Raw genomic sequence first — 18,079 nt, 5'->3', positions numbered from 1 at the left:
CAGTCTTATGGAAAACAAATCCCATGCCTTTGCCGCTGGCGCCTTTGTGCTGGTGGTGGCGGCCCTGCTTGCAGCGCTGGCCGCCTGGCTCACGCGCGATACCGCCGAGCAGCGGGTGTTCGAGATCTCCAGCGCCGAGGGCGTGACCGGCCTGCAGCCCCAGGCTGGGGTGCGTTTCAAGGGAGTGCTGGTGGGCCGCGTCACCGACATTGCGCTGGACACCGTGCAGCGCGGCAATGTGTTGCTGCGCATTGCGGTCAACGAGCAGGCCCCCATCACCCAGTCCACCTTTGCCACGCTGGGGTTCCAGGGCGTCACCGGCCTGGCCTTTGTGCAGCTCGATGACAAGGGTGAGCAGCCCGCCGCGCTGGTGGCCTCCGGCAGCACGCCGCCCCGCATTCCCATGCGCCCCAGCATGGTGTCGCGCTTCACCGAACAAGGAGGCAATCTGCTCACGCAAATGGAGCAGGCCAGCGGCCGGGTCAACACCCTGCTCGATGTGGAGAACCAGAAGGCCCTGATGGGTGCGATCCAGCAGATGGGCCAGGCCGCCGCCAACGTCAGCACCCTGGCCCGCCGGGCCGACCAGGTGCTGGGCGTGCAAGCGGACGCCACGCTCAAAAGCATGCAAGCCACTTCCGAGCGGCTGGGCGCCAGCGCAGATTCGGTGCGCACCTCAGCCGCTGAATTCCAGCGCATGTCGCGCCGCATGAACGAGCCTGGCGGCACCTTGGACAAAATCGCCCAAAGCACCGATGCGCTGGCGCACACCAGCCGCCAGGTCAACGCCCAGCTGCTGCCCCGCCTGAACCGCGCCACCGACGACACCGCCCGCACCCTGCGCCAAGTAGGACGCGCGGCCGATGCGGTGGGCGACAGCCCGCAGTCCCTGCTGTGGGGCAAGGGCCAGGCCACGCCGGGCCCGGGCGAGCGCGGCTTTGTGGCCCCGGCGACGGCGGCTCCCTGAGTTTTGGATAGGTTTATTTGCTATGAAATTGGTAGCTTGTTGCGCATATTCCACGAGGGCTAGGGCCCTGTTTGGCTTGATTTTGACGGCCGCACTGGCCGGTTGCGGGGTTGTGCCCACGGCCGCTCCGCTGGCTGCGGTGTATGACTTGGGCCCTGGCACGGTGCAAGCGCTGCCCAGCAACCGCATGGCTCCGCTACCCACCCTGGCGCTGGGGGAGGTGCTGGCGCCCAGCGCGCTGGACACCCTGCCCATCATCTACCGCCTGGGCTATAGCGATGCCCAGCAACTGCGCCCCTACGCCCAGGCGCGCTGGAGCATGCCCCCGGCCCAGTTGCTGCGCCAGCGCGTGCGCGAGACCCTGGGTCAGCGCCGCGCGGTGCTCAACCTTGCCGATGGCGTGCTGGCCCCACCCGGCACGCTCACGCTGCGCCTGGAGCTCGAAGAATTCAGTCAGCTGTTTGATGCCCCGGCCAGCAGCACCGGTGTGCTGCGCCTGCGCGCCACGCTGACCCACCCCGCCCATGGCGGCGATGCCCTGCTGGCCCAGCGCAGTTTCGTGCTGCGCGAACCCGCCGCCAGCGCGGACGCAGCCGGGGGCGTGCGCGCCCTGACGGCGGCGGTGGACAGCGCCGTGCAGCAGCTTGACCAGTGGGTGCAGCAAACCCAGGCCGCCTTGCCGCCCCTGCCCCCCCATCTGCCGCCCCGTTAAGCCTGGCTCGCCCCTGTGCCCGATCTGCTCGAACTCACGCAGCTGCCGCTGTTCCCGCTGAACACGGTGCTCTACCCCGGCGGCTGCCTTCAGCTGCAGATCTTTGAGGTGCGTTACCTCGATTTGATGGGCAAATGCCACAAGACCGGCGCCCCCTTTGGCGTGGTGTCGCTCACGCAAGGGTCGGAGGTGCGCCGAGCTGACCCAGAGGCACCCAGTGGCGACGGCTTTGCGCACGAGGCCTTTGTCGACATCGGCACACTGGCCACCATCACCGAGTTTTCCAGCCCGCAGCCGGGGTTGATGGTGGTGCGCTGCACCGCCGGGGAGCGGTTTCGAATCACCCAGCGCAGCCGCATGAAGCACGGGCTGTGGGTGGCCGATGTGCAAACCCTGCCTGCCGATGTGCCTAGCCCCGTGCCGCCCGATTTGCAGCTGGTGCCGCAGGCCCTGCAGAACGTGATTGCGCAACTGCAGGCCCGGGGCAGCGCGTTGCCCGCAGCACTGCAGCCTCCCCACCGGCTGGACGATTCTGGCTGGGTCGCCAACCGCTGGTGCGAGCTGCTGCAGCTGCCCCCCGAACTCAAGCAAAGCCTGATGCAGCTGGACAACCCGCTGCTGCGGCTGGAGCTGGTGGGCGACTTCCTGGGCCGCGCCGGCATCAGCGGCTAAGGCCGCCTTAGCCGGCCAGCGCCGGGAACAGCTTGGTCAGCCCGTCGGTCATCACCTCCACCGCCAGCGCGGCGAGGATCAGACCCATGAGCCGGGTCATCACATTGATGCCGGTTTTGCCCAGAAAACGGGCAATCGGTTCGGCCAGCGAGAAGCACAAGGCCGTGGCCAGCGCAACCACCACACCGTAGCCCACCAAGGTGCTAAGGGCCCAGAAGGTTTTGGCCTTGTCGGCATAAATCACCACGGTGGACATGGTGGCCGGGCCGGTGAGCAAGGGGATGGTCAGCGGCACCACGGCAATGCTGGCACCCATCGCGGCCTTCTCGGCGCCATCTTCCAGCTCGTGGGTGTTGGTCTTGGCTTCGGCTGGCTGCGCGTTGAGCATATTGAGTGCACTGGTCAGCAGCAGCATGCCGCCACCGACCTGAAAGCTGGCCAGCGAGATGCCAAAAAATTCCAGGATGTGCAGGCCCGCCACGGCACTGATGGCAATCACCACAAAGGCGCTGAACGACGACACCCACACGGTGTGGCGCCGCTGGGCCATATCGAAGCCCTGGGTGTAATGGATGAAAAAGGGCACGATGGCGAGCGGGTTCACGATGGCCAGCAAGGTCACCAGCGGTTTGAGGTCCATACGGCGTGTCCTGGGGAAGCAAGGGTGGCGGCATGGTACTGCACCTGTGTGCTGCAAGGAATGGGAAAACACGCTACAAACCCGCTGCGTACCGATAAACATCTTTTTTGGCCGGAGACCCCCATGCAGACACCCCCGCGTACCTTCTGGCGCGCACGCCTCGTCGTCGTGTGCCTGCTGGTTGGCCTCTGTGAACAGGCCCAGGCGGCTGACTACACCGGTCCGCTGTTCGACGCCCATATGCACTACAACGTGGAGGCGCAGCAGCCGCATCCGATTCCTGATGTGCTGGGTCGCATGCAGCGCAGCGGGGTGCGTGCCGTGCTGGCCAACTCTCGCCCCAACGACGGCACGCGCGCGCTCACCGAAGCCGGTGCGCAGACCCAGGCCGCTGGCGTGGCCGTGGTGCCGCTGGTGCGCCTGTACCGCAACCGCGACGACTATGGAAGCTGGTTCCAGGACCCCACGATCTACGAGATGGTGCAAGCCGAGCTGGCGCGTGGCACGGCGGCGGGCCCCTACCGCGGCATTGGCGAGTTCCACCTCTACGACAGTGCCAATGCGCGCGGCAAAGTGGCACAGCAACTCATGGCGCTGGCCGACCAGCGTGGTCTGGTGGTGCTGGCGCATGTGGACGACGCTGCCATTGATTTGCTGATGGCGGCCACGCCCTCCGCGGGGAAAACCACGCGCCTCATCTGGGCGCACACCGGCATCGGCGGTGCATCGGTCGAACGTGTGCGGGGCTTGCTGGCCCGCTACCCGGCGCTGATGGGGGAGCTGTCCTACCGCCCGGGCCTCACCTGCGCCGGTGCACAGGGTGCCACGGTGTTGTGCCCGGAATGGCGCGCGCTGGTGCTGGAATATCCCGACCGGTTTTTGCTGGGCTCGGACACCTGGATCAACCCCCGCTGGCAGTACTACGAAGCCCAGATGCAGGAGTACCGCAGCTGGCTGGGGGACTTGCCACCGGTGGTCGCCCGCAAGGTGGCCTGGGAGAACGGCGCACGCATGTTCGGCCTGCCTCTGCAGCCCTGAGCCGCATCAAGGCTTAGCGCCCGCCGCCCACGTCCAGAATGGCACCCGTGGTGTAGCTGGCCGCATCGCTCAGCAGCCAGACGATGGCATTGGCAACCTCTTGCGCAGTGCCGGGCCGTTGCATCGGCACTTGCGGGGCCAAGCGCTGGGCGCGGTCGGGCTGGCCGCCGCTGGCGTGGATCTCGGTGGCAATGATGCCCGGGCGCACGGCGTTGACGCGCACGCCCTCATCCGCCACCTCGCGCGCCAGGCCCACGGTGAAGCTGTCGATGGCGCCCTTGCTGGCTGCGTAGTCCACATACTGGCCCGGTGAGCCCAGTGTGGCCGCCACGCTGGAGACATTGACGATGGCGCCACCGCTGCCACCATGGCGGGTGCTCATGCGCCGCACCGCTTCGCGCGCGCAGACCATGCTGCCCAGCACGTTGGTGTTGAGCATGCGTTGCATGCGCGCCACCGACATGGCCTCTACCTTGCTGGCCACGTCCACCACACCGGCGTTGTTCACCAGCGCCGTAAGGGGCCCCAGCTTGGCGTCGACCTTGGCAAACATGGCCAACACCTCGGCCTCCACGGCCACGTCCGCTTTCACCGCGATGGCATTGCCACCTTGGGCGCGGATCTGGCGCACCACCTCGTCAGCGGCCAGCGAGTTGTCGCGGTAGTTCACGGCCACGGCATAGCCGGCCTGCGCCAAGGAGAGGGAGGTGGCTGCGCCAATGCCACGGGATGCGCCGGTCACGAGTGCGATAGCTTGCATGGCAGCATGGTAGCGCGGCGGGTTTTGCGGTATGTTCTTGCCATGCTCAACAGCCAAACCTTCGCAGCCTATTGGTCTGCTCCCATGGTGGAGGCCAATGTGTTTGTGCTTTTGCACCTGCTGGGGGCGCTGGTGCTGGGGCTTATGGTGGGCTACGAGCGTTCGTACCACGGGCGTGCGGCGGGCATGCGTACGTATGGGCTGGTGTGTATGGCGTCAGCGGCGCTTGCCGTCATGGGCGGTTACTCCCACTTCTGGTACGGCGGCATGAGCACCACGCTCTTCAGCAATGGCGATTTATCGCGGGTGATGCAGGGCATCCTGACCGGCATCGGCTTTCTGTGCGCTGGCGTGATCATGAAAGAGGGTTTCAACATCAGCGGGCTGACCACGGCGGCGTCGCTCTGGGCTTCGTCGGTGATTGGCATTTTGGTCGGCGTGGGCCTGTATGCGGCGGCCATGTCGCTGGCGTTGCTCAGCGCGTTTTGCATGGTCTGGGTGTCCAAGCTGGAGAGCTGGCTGCCATCGCGGCAGGCGGTGGCCATCCGCCTCACGTTTGACCCCGGCTACCGGCCGGTGGAGGCTGCCTTGCGCGCCATGGCGCATGAGCGGGGCTACGACATTGCCGGTGGCACCATCGTGATTTCGATGGACGAGGACGCCTTCACCTGGAACTTTGTGGCCGTGGCGCGTAGCCGCAAAAAGATGGCTCCGATTTCCGAGCTGGCATCAGAAATGGGCCAGTTCCCCGGGGTGCAGCGCTTCCATGTGGCCTACGCGCGCAACTGATTGTTAGGTGTTACTTTTTTGAGGAGTCTGTATGGAGATGTCGATGGGTAGCTGGGCGCGTTCGTTGCGCCGTGTGGGGGTGCTGGCGGCCATGCTGGCGGTGGGTGTGGTGCAGGCCCAAAGTGGCCCGGTGCGGCTGATGGTGGGGTTCCCGCCCGGCGGCGGCACCGACGCGATTGCCCGCACGCTGGCCGACAAGCTCAAAGACCAGCTGGGCATGCCGGTGGTGGTGGACAACAAGGCCGGTGCCGGTGGCCAGCTGGCGGCGCAGGCCCTGAAGGCCGCCGCGCCCGATGGCCTGACCCTGTTCCTCTCGCACGACCACACCATCTCCATCCTGCCCCAGGTGGTGAAGAACCCGGGGTATGACCCGGTCAAGGATTTTGTGCCGGTAGCCGGGTTTGCTACCTTTGTGAACGCACTGGCCGTGTCGGGCGGCACACCCGCCAAGTCGGTCAACGAGTACGTGGCCTGGGTCAAGGCGCAAGGTGCGGGCAAGGGGACGGTGGGGGTGCCTGCGCCGGCCTCTACGCCAGAGTTCCTGGTCAAGGTGATTGGCCAAAAGTATGGGCTGGATCTGCAGTCCGCGCCCTACCGCGGCAGCGCGCCCATGATGGCCGACATGCTGGGCAACCAGATCGCCGCTGGCACGGGCTCGGTGCCCGACTTCATTGAAAACCACAAAGCCGGCAAGATCCGTGTGGTGGCGGTATTGGGTGGCGCGCGCCAAGCCATCTTGCCCGATGTGCCCACTTTTGCCGAGTTGGGACTGGTGGGTTTTGAGGACCTGCCGTACTACGGCATCTTTGCCCCGGCCGGCACGCCCAAAGCGAGCATCGACAAGTTCTCTGATGCCCTGGCCAAGGTATTGACCCAGCCCGATGTCAAAGAACGCCTGACTGCCATGGGCCTGACAGTTGGCTTCATGGACCAGGCAACGCTGGCCAAGCGCGAGCAGGCGTACACCAAGGTGTGGGCCAAGTTGATCAAGGACAGCGGGTTTGTGGCGCAATGACGGGCGCTAGCGTGAACCTGACCGCCGCCGATGGCTTCGTCTTCCCCGCCTATGTCGCCCGCCCTGACGGTCCGCCGCGCGGGGGCATCGTGGTGTTGCAGGAGATCTTCGGCATCAACGCCCACATCCGTGCCGTTGCCGATGGCTATGCCGCCGACGGCTACCTGGCCATTGCCCCGTCCACCTTCCACCGGGTGCAGCCCGGCGTGGAGCTGGGCTATACGCCCGAGGACGTGGCCGCCGGGGTCCGGCTCAAGGCGGCGGTCGAGGGCTTGCCCGCGCCCGGTGTGCTGCAGGATGTGCAGGCTGCCGTGAACATGGCGGCCGAGGCGGGGCCTGTGGGCGTGGTGGGCTACTGCTGGGGTGGCTTGCTAACCTGGCGTGCCGCCAGCCTGCTCACGGGCATCCGCGCAGCGGTGCCCTACTACGGCGGGGGCATGACCACACCGACCGAAATCGCACGCCAACCGCGCTGCCCGGTGCTGGCCCATTTTGGCGACCAGGACCACGCGATTCCGCTGGAAGGTGTCCAGGCCTTTCAGGCCGCGCATGCCGGGGTCCAGGTGGAGATCTACCAGGCCCAGCATGGCTTCAACTGCGATCACCGGGCGGCATTTGACACCGACGCGGCCGCGCTGGCGCGTGAACGCACGCTGGCGTTTTTCGCGCAGCACCTGCAGGGCTAGTCGACAGGGTCGTTATTGCGGCAATCCGTAGCGGGCCAGAGTGCGGCGCACCACTCCATCCCGCACCAGTTGCTTCATGGCGTTTTGCCATAGCAGGGCCTCGGACTCCGGGATATCCAGCGATCCACCCAGCCAAATTTCGCCATATTCCAGTGGTTTGCTCAGCCGTAGCTGGCTGCTGGCAATGCCATAGTCAGCCAGCACGGCGAGGTTGATGGCGTCACCGCCGTAGATGGCATCGGCCATGCCACGCTCCAGCATACGGGCCATGTCGAGCACCGAGTTGGCGGGCACGATGTGCTTGAAATGGCGGCTGATCAGCTGTCCTTCATTGGGCGAACCACGCAACACGGCGATACGCAAGTCGCGCAGCCGGTCTACGGTGTCCACCGGGACCGAAGCGCTGCGCAAGGCGATGAAGACAAACTGCTGGCGGTACAGCTTGACCAGCCAGCGGTAGTGGGCCTCTCGCTCGGGGGTGCGAGTCAGGGGCAGCACCAGCGTGCGTGGCTGGGTGCTCACCAGGTTCAAGGCCCGGGTCCAGGGGTAGAACTGGATGGGCGGTGGCTCCCCCAGGCGCTGCGCCATCTCACGTACCAAGGTGCCCAGGGCCCCGGGGGCCTCGGGGCCTGACTCGGCCGTGAACGGCGGCAGGTTGCCACTGACGATTTGGTAGGGGGGCAGGGTGTCGGCGTTGACCTGCAGGGCGAGTGCCAGCAGCATCAGGGTGAGCAGGGAGCGCAGCGGAAAAGCCATGGTGTTTTTCTGAACAACGCAACCAGTGTAGCGTCGCGTGTCACGCCCTGGGCCCGTTTAGCGTTCGGAGCGCGCCAGGTAACGCTTGCGCCAAAAGAACACTGCCAGCACCAACGCCGTCAGCCCCATGCTGGCCAGGGCCAACCAGAAGCCGCTTTGCTGGTGCAGCAGCGGGATGAAGTCGAAGTTCATGCCAAAAATGCCGGCAATCAGGTTCAGTGGCAGAAAAATGGCGGTGAGCACCGTGAGCGTGCGCATGATGTCGTTGGTGCGGCTGCCCTGCACGCTGAAATGCATCTGCACCGCAGTTTCCACGCTTTGCTCCAAGCGGCGCACATGGTGCACCACCCGTTCGATATGTTCCAGCACGTCGCGGCTGCGCACCTGCAGAAGCTCGCGCTCCCGCGCGTCGGCGGGGCTCGCGGGTTCGGGCCAGGTCTTGATGGCCTCGATCCAGTCTTGCACGCTGGAGCGCTGCTCCTCACACACGTCGTCGAGCTGGTGCAGCGCCATGCGCGCGTCCAAGAGCGAGCCCCAGTTGCTGAAGCGCGTACGCGGGCTCAGCAGCTCGGTTTGCCAGTGGTCCAGCTGCTGGGTCAGCTCTTTGCGCAAGGCCAGGTAGCCGTCCACCATGTGGTTGACGATGCGCAGCATCAGGTCGGCCGGGCTGGTGGGCAGGCGCGCGCCGGCCGCACGCGACTCGTGGCTGGCGGCCTGCAGCAGCTTGGCGGCATAGGCGTCACGCACAGCGCAGTCGGTCGGGTGCACGGTGAGCAGCACGCGGTCAAACACGGCAAACCCCACGGGGCTGGTGTCAATGCGCCGCAGGATGGGAGGGCCGCCGCGCTTGGGTGCCATATTCAGCGGCTGGCCGGGGTGTTCCAGGTCGGTCGGGCGGTTGCCTGCGGCCAGGCGGCGGAACACCAGCACGTCGTACTGCGAGGTGTAGTCGTAGTGCGAGGGCAACTGGTTGTTGATCAAGTCGGAGATGTGCAGGTCCACCAGCTGTACGCCGCACAGGGCCTGTAGCGTGGCTTGCACCTCCAATTGCGACACCTCAAATTCGCGCCGAGCGCAAGCAATCCACACATAACTCTCTGGGGGCAGACCCTGGGCCGAGAGCGCGGCCAAGTCCGGGCTCTCGGTCACGCTGTTGGTTTGGATGTGGAAGATGCGCATGGATGTCGAATTTATAGATAAAAAGTGCCCCTGGCGCCCGTTAAATATGCGCGAGCAGCTCCTGTTTTTATAGCGTTATTCGCGCAAGGCCTTGGCTGCGTCGATCGCAAAATAGGTCAACACCCCGTCCGCCCCCGCGCGCTTGAAGGCCAGCAGGCTCTCCAGCATCACCGCGTCATGGTCCAGCCAGCCGTTTTGCGCGGCGGCCTTGAGCATGGCGTATTCGCCGCTCACCTGGTAGGCGAAGGTCGGTACCTTGAATTCATCCTTCACGCGGCGCACCACGTCCAGGTAGGGCATGCCGGGCTTGACCATCACCATGTCCGCGCCTTCGGCAATGTCCATCGCCACTTCACGCAGGGCTTCGTCGCTGTTGCCGGGGTCCATCTGGTAGACCTTTTTGTTGCCCTTGCCCAGGTTGCCGGCCGAACCCACCGCGTCCCGGAAGGGGCCATAGAAGGCGCTGGCGTACTTGGCGCTGTAGGCCATGATGCGGGTGTGCACCAGCTTTTCGGCTTCCAGTGCCGCACGGATGGCGCCAATGCGCCCGTCCATCATGTCGCTGGGCGCCACAATGGCCACACCGGCGCGGGCCTGGGTCAGCGCCTGCTGCACCAGCTGGGCCACGGTCTCTTCGTTCAGGATGTAGCCGTTTTCCTCGGGCCGGGTGTCGGGCAGGCCGTCCTGGCCATGGGTGGTGAAGGGGTCCAGCGCCACGTCGGTCATCACGCCCAGGTCGGGGAATTCCTTCTTCAGCGCCCGCACTACGCGTGGCACCAGGCCGTCGGGGTTCAGCGCCTCGGCGCCGTCATACGTTTTGAGCGATTGGTCCACCACCGGGAACAGCGCCATCACCGGAATGCCTAGTTTCACGCATTCTTCTGCCACGGGCAGCAGCAAATCCAGACTCAAGCGCTCCACGCCGGGCATGGAGGCAATCGGCACACGCTGCTGTTTGCCGTCCACCACGAACACCGGGTAAATCAGGTCGTGGGCGGTCAGCGTGTTTTCGCGCACCAGGTTGCGGGTGAAGCTGTCGCGGCGCAGGCGGCGCGGCCGGCCGGCGGGGAAGGGGGCGTAGGTGGTCATGGGGAAAATTGTGCCTGATTCCCGGAGGTCGCCCTGGTGCTGGCCCGACGGGGCGGTGGAGCAATACCACAGCGACTAGAGAGGGATTTACAAAAAAATGCTTGTCACACGGCCGCAACATTGCTAAATTCCACCCCGGATAGCTTGCTATCCCCCGCTTTTCCTCCCTGAGCGGGGCCTTGATGTGTGACAGCAAATAGGCTTACCACCCCAGCCCACGTGCTGGGGTTTTTTTTGCCTGTACTTTGGTTGGTTCGTCTGGCGCTGGTGCGGGATGGCCGGGCGTTTTGCTCCGTGTCCCCCGGCCTGCGGCCTCCTCCTTTACCTACGCAAAACGCCCAGCCATCCCGCACCCGGGGTATTGCTGTCGTGGTGTGCAAGTCCCGGAGCAGTAGGGGGTACACGAGCGGAGGCACTCACACCGCCTCTGCTGCGGGCGCCAGCAAATGGCAGCACCAACGACTACACTTTCCCCATGCTCTGGGTCAAAGCCTTCCACATCGTCTTCATCGCCAGCTGGTTTGCTGGTCTGTTCTACCTTCCCCGTATCTTTGTGAACCTGGCCCTGGTGCCGCCGGGGTCCGAGGCCGAGCGGGCGCGCCTGCTGCTGATGGCGCGCAAACTTCTGCGCTTTACCACCATCTTGGCGGTTCCCGCCATCGGCTTGGGCACGTGGCTTTGGCTGGGGTATGGCATAGGCCGCGGGCCCGGCAACGGCTGGATGCACGCCAAACTGCTGGTTGTCCTCTTGGTCGTGGGTTACCACCATGGCTGCGGCGTGCTGCTGCGCAAACTGGAGGCTGGCACGCTGCAGCGCAGCCACGTCTGGTTCCGCTGGTTCAACGAAATTCCGGTGCTGATGCTCACGGCCGCTGTGTTGCTGGTGGTCGTCAAACCTTTCTGACGACCCAAGTACACAGCATGCACAAATCTGCCGCATGGCCCCTGGCTTGGCTGTATGCCGGCTTGGTGGTGTATGCGAGCTGCTACCCCTTTGTGGACTGGCGTGACCAGGGCATTGCGCCCTGGGAGTTTATGTTCGCGCCGATGGCCCGCTACTGGACCGGATTTGATGTTGGTGTGAATGTGGTGGGCTACGTGCCCCTGGGCGCGCTGTTGGCCCTGGGGGCCTTGCGCACCCGGCGCAGCCATTACCCGGTCGCCGGGGCAGTGCTGGTGGCCACCCTGCTGTCGCTGGTGATGGAGGCGTTGCAAAGCTACCTGCCTGCCCGCATTCCGTCCCGTGAGGATTTTTTGCTCAACGCGCTGGGGGCAGCCATCGGAGCCTGTGGCGCCTTGCTGCTGGAGCGCTGGGGCGCGATTGATCGGTGGAGTAAGGTGCGGGCGCGCTGGTTTGTGCCGCATTCGCGCGGGGGCTTGGTGCTGCTGGCTCTGTGGCCTGCGGCGCTGCTCTTTCCTGCGCCGGTGCCGCTGGGGCTGGGCCAGGTGCTGGAGCGTGTGGAGCTGGCGCTGGCCGACTGGCTGAGCGACACGCCCTATCTGCACTGGTTGCCCGCGCGGGACACTGAGCTCACGGCGCTGGCACCAGGCACCGAAATGTTGTGTGTGGCGCTGGGGTTGTTAATTCCTTGCCTGCTGGGGTTTTGCATAGTTCGCCCGCTGTGGCGGCGGCTGGTGTTGGTGGGGGGGCTGGTGCTGCTGGCGGTGGCGGTGACGGCGCTGTCGGCCGCCATGAGCTGGGGGCCGGTGCACGCCTGGGCATGGCTCGATTTACCGGCCCAGTGGGGGCTGTTGGTGGGGGTGCTGCTGGCGGTGGGGCTCGCTTTTATGCCCTGGCGCGGCGGCGCAGCATTGGCCCTGGTGGCTTTGGGGCTGTACATCAGCGTGCTGAACCAGGCACCCGAAAGCCCGTATTTCGCCCAGACCTTGCAACATTGGGAGCAGGGGCGTTTTATCCGTTTCCATGGGCTGGCGCAGTGGCTGGGCTGGCTCTGGCCGTACGGTGCCCTGGTGTATTTGTTGGCGCAACTGGGGCGGCGCAGCGAGGAAACCTAAAATCCCCGCATGACCGACGCCAACACCCCTCAGAGCTCGTATTACGAGCGACACATCTTCTTTTGCCTGAACGAACGCACCAACGGCGAAGCCTGCTGCGCACAATTTCAGGCCCAGGCGGCGTTTGACCGCTGCAAGCAGCAGGTCAAGGCGGCGGGATTAGCCGGCCCAGGCAAGGTGCGGGTCAACAAGGCGGGGTGCTTGGACCGCTGCGCCGCAGGTCCGGTGGCGGTGGTGTACCCCGAAGCGGTGTGGTACAGCTTTGTCGATGTGCAGGACATTGACGAGATTGTTGAGTCCCACCTCAAAAACGGCAAGGTGGTTGAGCGCTTGCTGACACCGGCCCATTTGGGACGTTAATTTCAAGCCAAATTGGCCTCTGGCCCCCGTAGATATTGCGCAAACAGCTATTGTTTTGATAGTGACTGAATGAACGCCTCGACCCAAAAATTCACCCTGCCCGGGCCCACAGGGGGGCTGGAGGCGTTGCTCGACGTGCCGCCGGAGGAGGGGGTGCCACGCGGCACCGCCGTGATTGCCCACCCGCACCCGCTGTTTGGCGGCACCATGGAGAACAAGGTGGTGCAAACCCTGGCACGGGCCTTCGTGCTGTCGGGCTGGCGCGCGGTTCGCTTCAATTTCCGGGGCGTGGGCGCCAGTGAGGGTGTCTACGATGAAGGGCGTGGCGAGCTGCAAGACCTGCTGGCCGTGGTGGCCCACAGTGCGCCGGACGGCGCGCTGGCACTGGCGGGCTTCTCTTTTGGCGCTTTTGTTACCAGCCATGCCGTTGCTACCTTGGCCGCCCGCGACCCTGCGGCAGTGGTGCTGGTCGGAACTGCCGCCAGTCGCTTCGCTGTAGCCCCCATTGCCCCTGAACTGCACGAGCGTACGCTGGTGCTGCACGGCGAGGCCGACGACACCGTGCCCCTGGCCGATGCCATGGCCTGGGCGCGTCCCCAAACCCTGCCCGTGACGGTGGTGCCCGGAGGCGGTCACTTCTTTCATGGACAATTGCCGCTTCTGCGCAGTCTGGTCGCGCGCCATTTGCGCGCCGTGTGAGTTTTTCCTCCTTTTTCTACCTCCCATGAAATCTTTCATTGCGGCCTTGTTGGCCTCTGTGTGCTTGGCCGTTTCCGCCCAAGTGCCCCAGCCCCCTGAAATTGCGGCCCGCGCCTATATGCTGGTGGATGTGACCGCCAACCAGATCCTGGCCTCCAAGGACATGGACATGCCGGTCGAACCGGCCTCCTTGACCAAGCTGATGACGGCCTATTTGGTGTTTGATGCCTTGCGCAGCAAAAAAATCGACTTCAAGCAGGCCCTGCCGGTGAGTGAGCGCGCCTGGAAGATGCCGGGTTCTCGCATGTTTATTGACCCCAAGATGCAGGTGCCGGTGGAAGACTTGATCAAAGGCATGATTGTGCAAAGCGGCAACGATGCCACCATGGCGTTGGCCGAGGGCGTTGGCGGCACCGTTGAGCGCTTTGTCCAAATGATGAACGAGCAGGCCAAAGTGCTGGGCATGAAAAATTCGGGTTTCAAGAATCCTGAAGGCCTGACCGAAACGGGTCATACCACCACAGCGCGTGACCTGAGCATTTTGGCCAGCCGCCTGATGTCGGACTTTCCAGAGTACGTGCATTTTTATGCCATTAAGAAGTACCGCTACCCTGGCACCCCTGCGGCCAACGACAGCAACCGCAACCTCTTGTTGTTCCGCGATCCATCCGTGGACGGCCTGAAAACCGGCCACACCGACGCTGCGGGCTACTGCCTGGTCGCCACCGCCAAGCGCGATTTCCCCCATTTGGTCTCAGCTGGTGCCCCCGCCGGTTCGGCCGCCGTGTCTGGCAGCCGCCGCCTGTTGTCGATTGTGTTGGGGGCTGACAGCGAAAATGCCCGCGCCAACGAATCCCAAAAGCTCCTCAACTGGGGCTACGCGGCGTTTGAGGCGGTCAAGTTGTTTGATGCCAACCAGGCGGTTGTGACTCCCAAAGTCTGGAAAGGCAGCGTTTCTGAAGTGAAGGTAGGTAAACCCCAGGCGTTGATCGTTGCGGTGCCTGCCGGGACCGCCAGCCGCCTGAAAACCGAAGTGGTGCGTAACGAGCCCGTGGTGGCGCCAGTCGCTGCGGGTCAGCAGTTAGCGACTTTGCGGGTGCTCGCAGGCGAGCAAACGGTGGCCGAAGTGCCACTGTTCGCACTCAATCGGGTGGATCAGGCCGGTATTCTGGGCCGGGCGTGGGACGGTATCCGTCTGTGGATTCGCTGAGGTTTGCGCACCTGTATTGCGCGTAAATCCTTGATCTGATACATTAGAAGGCTTTTCGGAAATTCCGAAGGGATTCACGTTTTCATTTAGTTTCAAACGTTTAGGGACGTTTTTCAATGCCAACCATTAACCAACTCGTGCGTCAAGGCCGTGAGGTCGAGACCATCAAGTCGAAGAGCCCTGCGATGCAGAACTCTCCGCAGCGTCGCGGTGTGTGCACCCGTGTGTACACCACAACGCCTAAAAAACCTAACTCCGCTCTGCGTAAAGTTGCCAAAGTGCGCTTGACCAACGGTTTTGAGGTGATTTCCTACATCGGCGGCGAAGGCCACAACCTGCAAGAACACAGCGTTGTGCTGGTTCGCGGCGGTCGTGTCAAAGATTTGCCCGGTGTGCGTTACCACATCGTCCGCGGTTCGCTGGACTTGCAAGGCGTGAAAGACCGCAAGCAGTCTCGTTCCAAGTACGGTGCGAAGAAGCCAAAGGCCAAATAATTTGACCTGGGTCCACGGCTGCAAAGCTTTGGTTCCGAAAAATAAGAGGTGTTTGTTTGCTGCGTGGCGCAGTAGATGAACGAAGTGACCCGCTGTTTGGGTCGAGTAAGTGAGAGTCTTATTGATTAACTCTCGCGGTACCTGTAAAGGTGCCAACTGAAGCAAAGAGGTGAAAAAATGCCACGTCGTCGCGAAGTCCCTAAACGTGAAATTCTGCCGGATCCTAAGTTCGGCAATGTAGAGCTGTCCAAATTCATGAACGTGATCATGGAAGGCGGCAAGAAGGCTGTAGCCGAGCGCATCATTTATGGTGCTCTCGAGCTGATCGCCAAGAAGCACCCTGATAAAGACCCGGTGGAAGCTTTCACCGTTGCTATCAACAACGTCAAGCCCATGGTGGAAGTGAAATCCCGCCGCGTGGGTGGTGCCAACTACCAGGTGCCTGTTGAAGTGCGCCCTGTTCGTCGTTTGGCTCTGTCCATGCGCTGGATCAAGGAAGCTGCCCGCAAGCGTGGAGAAAAATCCATGGCTCAGCGCTTGGCCAACGAAATGTTGGAAGCCACCGAAGGCCGTGGCGGCGCCATGAAAAAGCGTGACGAAGTCCACCGCATGGCAGAAGCCAACAAGGCCTTCTCCCACTTCCGCTTCTAAGAGCGGACCCCGCGGCTTTCAAGTGGTGGGGTGGCTCCCGCAGCGCAATAGCGCTGTCATGCGGGTTATCCACACTTTGAAGGCCGCACGCCATGCTGCGCTGTGCAGCTGGCGGTTTACAGAATTTGATCAACCAAGGATCCATCATGGCTCGCACTACCCCCATTGAGCGCTACCGCAACATCGGTATTTCTGCGCACATTGACGCCGGCAAAACCACCACGACCGAGCGTATTCTTTTCTATACCGGCGTGAACCACAAAATCGGCGAAGTGCACGATGGTGCTGCCACCATGGACTGGATGGAGCAAGAGCAAGAGCGCGGTATCACCATTACCTCCGCTGCTACAACATGCTTCTGGAAGGGCATGGACACGTCTTTCCCCGAACACCGCATCAACATCATTGACACCCCCGGACACGTGGACTTCACGATTGAAGTAGAGCGTTCCATGCGCGTGCTGGATGGCGCTTGCATGGTGTACTGCGCTGTGGGTGGCGTGCAGCCTCAGTCTGAAACCGTGTGGCGTCAGGCTAACAAGTACAAGGTGCCCCGTCTGGCCTTTGTGAACAAGATGGACCGTACCGGTGCCAACTTCTTCAAAGTTGTGGACCAGATGAAGCTGCGCCTGAAGGCCAGTCCTGTGCCTATCGTGATCCCTATCGGCGCTGAAGAAAACTTCACCGGCGTGGTGGACCTGCGCAAGATGAAGGCCATCATTTGGGACGAAGCTTCCCAGGGTATGAAGTTCACCTTCGAAGACATTCCCGCTGACCTCGTGGCAACCGCCAACGAGTGGCGCGAAAAGATGGTCGAAGCTGCTGCTGAAGCCTCTGAAGAGCTGATGAACAAGTACCTCGAAGAGGGTGAGCTGAGCGAAGAAGAAATCACTGCTGGTCTGCGCGCACGTACCATTGCTGGCGAAATCCAGCCCATGCTGTGCGGCACTGCGTTCAAGAACAAGGGTGTGCAGCGCATGCTGGACGCCGTGATCGAACTGATGCCCTCTCCTCTAGACGTGAAAGCCATCAAGGGCTTTGACGAAGAGGAAAAGGAAATTACCCGCAAGGCCGATGACAACGAAAAGTTCGCTGCCTTGGCATTCAAGCTGATGACTGACCCGTTCGTGGGCCAGCTGACTTTTGTGCGCGTGTACTCTGGCGTTCTGAAGAAGGGCGACACCGTTTACAACGCGGTGCGCGGCAAGAAAGAGCGTATCGGTCGTATCGTTCAAATGCACGCCAACAACCGCGAAGAAGTTGATGAAATTCGCGCGGGCGACATTGCTGCTTGCGTGGGTCTGAAAGACGTGACTACGGGCGAAACCCTGTGCGATCCCTCTGCTGTGATCACGCTGGAGCGCATGGTGTTCCCCGATTCCGTGATTCGCCAAGCCGTTGAGCCCAAGACTAAGGCCGACCAGGAAAAAATGGGTATTGCCCTGAACCGTCTGGCTGCTGAAGATCCTTCTTTCCGCGTGCAAACCGACGAAGAGTCCGGCCAAACCATCATTGGCGGCCAGGGCGAGCTGCACTTGGAAATTATTGTCGACCGCATGAAGCGCGAATTCGGCGTGGAAGCCAACGTGGGCAAGCCCCAGGTTGCCTACCGCGAAACCATTCGCAAGCAGGTGACGGACGTCGAAGGCAAGTTCGTTCGCCAGTCCGGCGGTAAGGGTCAGTATGGCCACGTAGTGCTGACTGTCGAGCCTAACGAAGCCGGCAAGGGCTTTGAGTTCGTCGACGCCATCAAGGGCGGTGTGGTTCCTCGCGAATACATCCCCGCCGTGGAAAAGGGTGTGATCGAAGCCCTGAACCAAGGCGTGTTGGCTGGCTACCCCGTGGTGGACGTGAAGGTCACGCTGACTTTCGGTTCTTACCACGATGTGGACTCGAACGAAAACGCGTTCAAGATGGCTGCCATCTTCGGTTTCAAGGAAGGTTGCCGCAAGGCCAACCCCGTGATTTTGGAGCCCATGATGGCTGTGGAAGTGGAAACACCCGAAGACTACGCCGGTAACGTGATGGGCGATCTGTCCAGCCGCCGCGGTATGGTTCAGGGCATGGACGACATGGTCGGTGGCGGCAAGGCCATCAAGGCTGAAGTGCCTCTGTCCGAAATGTTCGGCTACTCCACCACCCTGCGCTCGATGTCGCAAGGTCGTGCTACCTACACGATGGAATTCAAGCACTACGCGGAAGCTCCGCGCAATGTGTCTGAAGCCATCATGGCTGCGCGCGCGAAGTAATTTGTATTTGTCTGCGACAGTGTGCCGCTCTGTGCCCGTGCGGAGCGAATCAGCAACACTGTGCAGACATAAAACCAACACACGGGTATAGCTCTTT

At 63.1% G+C, this 18,079-nt stretch carries 20 protein-coding genes; 15 read left to right on the top strand and 5 right to left on the bottom strand.

Going from position 1 to position 18,079, the window contains the following annotated elements:
* The first annotated feature begins 7 nt into the window (after positions 1 to 7).
* From U5O12_RS20465 to U5O12_RS20455, 3 genes are all read left to right on the top strand, one after another.
* Positions 8 to 967, top strand: coding sequence for an MlaD family protein (locus U5O12_RS20465; RefSeq protein ID WP_322580409.1), 960 nt, complete (start codon positions 8 to 10; stop codon positions 965 to 967).
* Between the two features lie 76 nt (positions 968 to 1,043).
* Positions 1,044 to 1,679: an ABC-type transport auxiliary lipoprotein family protein gene (locus tag U5O12_RS20460; protein ID WP_322580408.1), complete on the top strand. Its 636-nt coding sequence runs from the start codon at positions 1,044 to 1,046 to the stop codon at positions 1,677 to 1,679.
* Between the two features lie 15 nt (positions 1,680 to 1,694).
* Positions 1,695 to 2,351, top strand: coding sequence for an LON peptidase substrate-binding domain-containing protein (locus U5O12_RS20455; protein WP_322580407.1), 657 nt, complete (start codon positions 1,695 to 1,697; stop codon positions 2,349 to 2,351).
* Positions 2,352 to 2,358: 7 nt separating this feature from the next.
* Here the strand turns inward: U5O12_RS20455 and U5O12_RS20450 are convergent, their stop codons facing one another.
* On the bottom strand, positions 2,359 to 2,991 hold the full coding sequence (locus U5O12_RS20450) for a MarC family protein (RefSeq protein ID WP_094477036.1): 633 nt from the start codon (positions 2,989 to 2,991) through the stop codon (positions 2,359 to 2,361).
* 123 nt (positions 2,992 to 3,114) lie between these two features.
* On the opposite strand from U5O12_RS20450, the gene U5O12_RS20445 reads away from it, so the two are divergent.
* Positions 3,115 to 4,029, top strand: a complete 915-nt coding sequence (locus tag U5O12_RS20445) for an amidohydrolase family protein (RefSeq protein WP_416221533.1) — start codon at positions 3,115 to 3,117, stop codon at positions 4,027 to 4,029.
* Positions 4,030 to 4,042: 13 nt separating this feature from the next.
* On the opposite strand, the gene U5O12_RS20440 is transcribed toward U5O12_RS20445, so the two are convergent.
* Entirely contained in the window at positions 4,043 to 4,789 is a 747-nt protein-coding gene (locus tag U5O12_RS20440; RefSeq protein ID WP_322580406.1) for an SDR family oxidoreductase, read from the bottom strand.
* Between the two features lie 42 nt (positions 4,790 to 4,831).
* Between U5O12_RS20440 and U5O12_RS20435 the strand changes: the two genes are divergently transcribed.
* The 3 genes from U5O12_RS20435 to U5O12_RS20425 are packed head-to-tail and all read left to right on the top strand — an operon-like array spanning position 4,832 to position 7,279.
* Complete coding sequence (locus U5O12_RS20435) at positions 4,832 to 5,578, top strand: MgtC/SapB family protein (RefSeq protein ID WP_322580405.1); 747 nt, start codon at positions 4,832 to 4,834, stop codon at positions 5,576 to 5,578.
* Positions 5,579 to 5,615: 37 nt separating this feature from the next.
* Positions 5,616 to 6,593 (top strand): Bug family tripartite tricarboxylate transporter substrate binding protein, encoded by a 978-nt coding sequence (locus U5O12_RS20430; RefSeq protein ID WP_416221540.1) that lies wholly within the window; start codon positions 5,616 to 5,618, stop codon positions 6,591 to 6,593.
* Positions 6,590 to 7,279, top strand: a complete 690-nt coding sequence (locus tag U5O12_RS20425) for a dienelactone hydrolase family protein (RefSeq protein ID WP_322580403.1) — start codon at positions 6,590 to 6,592, stop codon at positions 7,277 to 7,279. The genes U5O12_RS20430 and U5O12_RS20425 overlap by 4 nt, the downstream gene beginning before the upstream one ends.
* A 12-nt stretch (positions 7,280 to 7,291) precedes the next feature.
* Here U5O12_RS20425 and U5O12_RS20420 read toward each other — a convergent pair whose 3' ends face one another.
* The 3 genes from U5O12_RS20420 to hemB form a co-directional block, all read right to left on the bottom strand.
* On the bottom strand, positions 7,292 to 8,035 hold the full coding sequence (locus tag U5O12_RS20420; RefSeq protein ID WP_322580402.1) for an ABC transporter substrate-binding protein: 744 nt from the start codon (positions 8,033 to 8,035) through the stop codon (positions 7,292 to 7,294).
* Between the two features lie 57 nt (positions 8,036 to 8,092).
* Positions 8,093 to 9,214, bottom strand: coding sequence for a magnesium transporter CorA family protein (locus tag U5O12_RS20415; RefSeq protein ID WP_322580401.1), 1,122 nt, complete (start codon positions 9,212 to 9,214; stop codon positions 8,093 to 8,095).
* A gap of 75 nt (positions 9,215 to 9,289) precedes the next feature.
* Complete coding sequence (gene hemB / locus U5O12_RS20410) at positions 9,290 to 10,303, bottom strand: porphobilinogen synthase (RefSeq protein ID WP_322580400.1); 1,014 nt, start codon at positions 10,301 to 10,303, stop codon at positions 9,290 to 9,292.
* Positions 10,304 to 10,778: 475 nt separating this feature from the next.
* On the opposite strand from hemB, the gene U5O12_RS20405 reads away from it, so the two are divergent.
* The 8 genes from U5O12_RS20405 to fusA all read left to right on the top strand — a co-directional run bounded on the left by U5O12_RS20405 (position 10,779) and on the right by fusA (position 17,982).
* Positions 10,779 to 11,207, top strand: coding sequence for a CopD family protein (locus U5O12_RS20405; protein ID WP_322580399.1), 429 nt, complete (start codon positions 10,779 to 10,781; stop codon positions 11,205 to 11,207).
* A 17-nt stretch (positions 11,208 to 11,224) separates the two neighbouring features.
* On the top strand, positions 11,225 to 12,319 hold the full coding sequence (locus tag U5O12_RS20400; RefSeq protein ID WP_322580398.1) for a VanZ family protein: 1,095 nt from the start codon (positions 11,225 to 11,227) through the stop codon (positions 12,317 to 12,319).
* 9 nt (positions 12,320 to 12,328) lie between these two features.
* Entirely contained in the window at positions 12,329 to 12,679 is a 351-nt protein-coding gene (locus tag U5O12_RS20395) for a (2Fe-2S) ferredoxin domain-containing protein (protein ID WP_322580397.1), read from the top strand.
* 69 nt (positions 12,680 to 12,748) lie between these two features.
* Entirely contained in the window at positions 12,749 to 13,378 is a 630-nt protein-coding gene (locus U5O12_RS20390) for an alpha/beta hydrolase (protein ID WP_322580396.1), read from the top strand.
* A gap of 25 nt (positions 13,379 to 13,403) precedes the next feature.
* Positions 13,404 to 14,588, top strand: a complete 1,185-nt coding sequence (locus U5O12_RS20385; protein ID WP_322580395.1) for a D-alanyl-D-alanine carboxypeptidase family protein — start codon at positions 13,404 to 13,406, stop codon at positions 14,586 to 14,588.
* A gap of 116 nt (positions 14,589 to 14,704) precedes the next feature.
* On the top strand, positions 14,705 to 15,082 hold the full coding sequence (gene rpsL, locus U5O12_RS20380) for a 30S ribosomal protein S12 (RefSeq protein ID WP_011466063.1): 378 nt from the start codon (positions 14,705 to 14,707) through the stop codon (positions 15,080 to 15,082).
* A gap of 177 nt (positions 15,083 to 15,259) precedes the next feature.
* The gene (gene rpsG, locus U5O12_RS20375) at positions 15,260 to 15,733 is read left to right on the top strand and encodes a 30S ribosomal protein S7 (RefSeq protein ID WP_105261723.1); all 474 of its coding nucleotides are present in this window, start codon (positions 15,260 to 15,262) and stop codon (positions 15,731 to 15,733) included.
* Between the two features lie 146 nt (positions 15,734 to 15,879).
* On the top strand, positions 15,880 to 17,982 hold the full coding sequence (gene fusA, locus U5O12_RS20370; protein WP_322580394.1) for an elongation factor G: 2,103 nt from the start codon (positions 15,880 to 15,882) through the stop codon (positions 17,980 to 17,982).
* The last annotated feature ends 97 nt before the right edge of the window (positions 17,983 to 18,079 follow it).

This window comes from Rhodoferax sp. (genome assembly GCF_034519335.1).
GTDB lineage: Bacteria > Pseudomonadota > Gammaproteobacteria > Burkholderiales > Burkholderiaceae_C > Allorhodoferax.
This window is presented reverse-complemented; position numbering and strand designations above follow the sequence as displayed.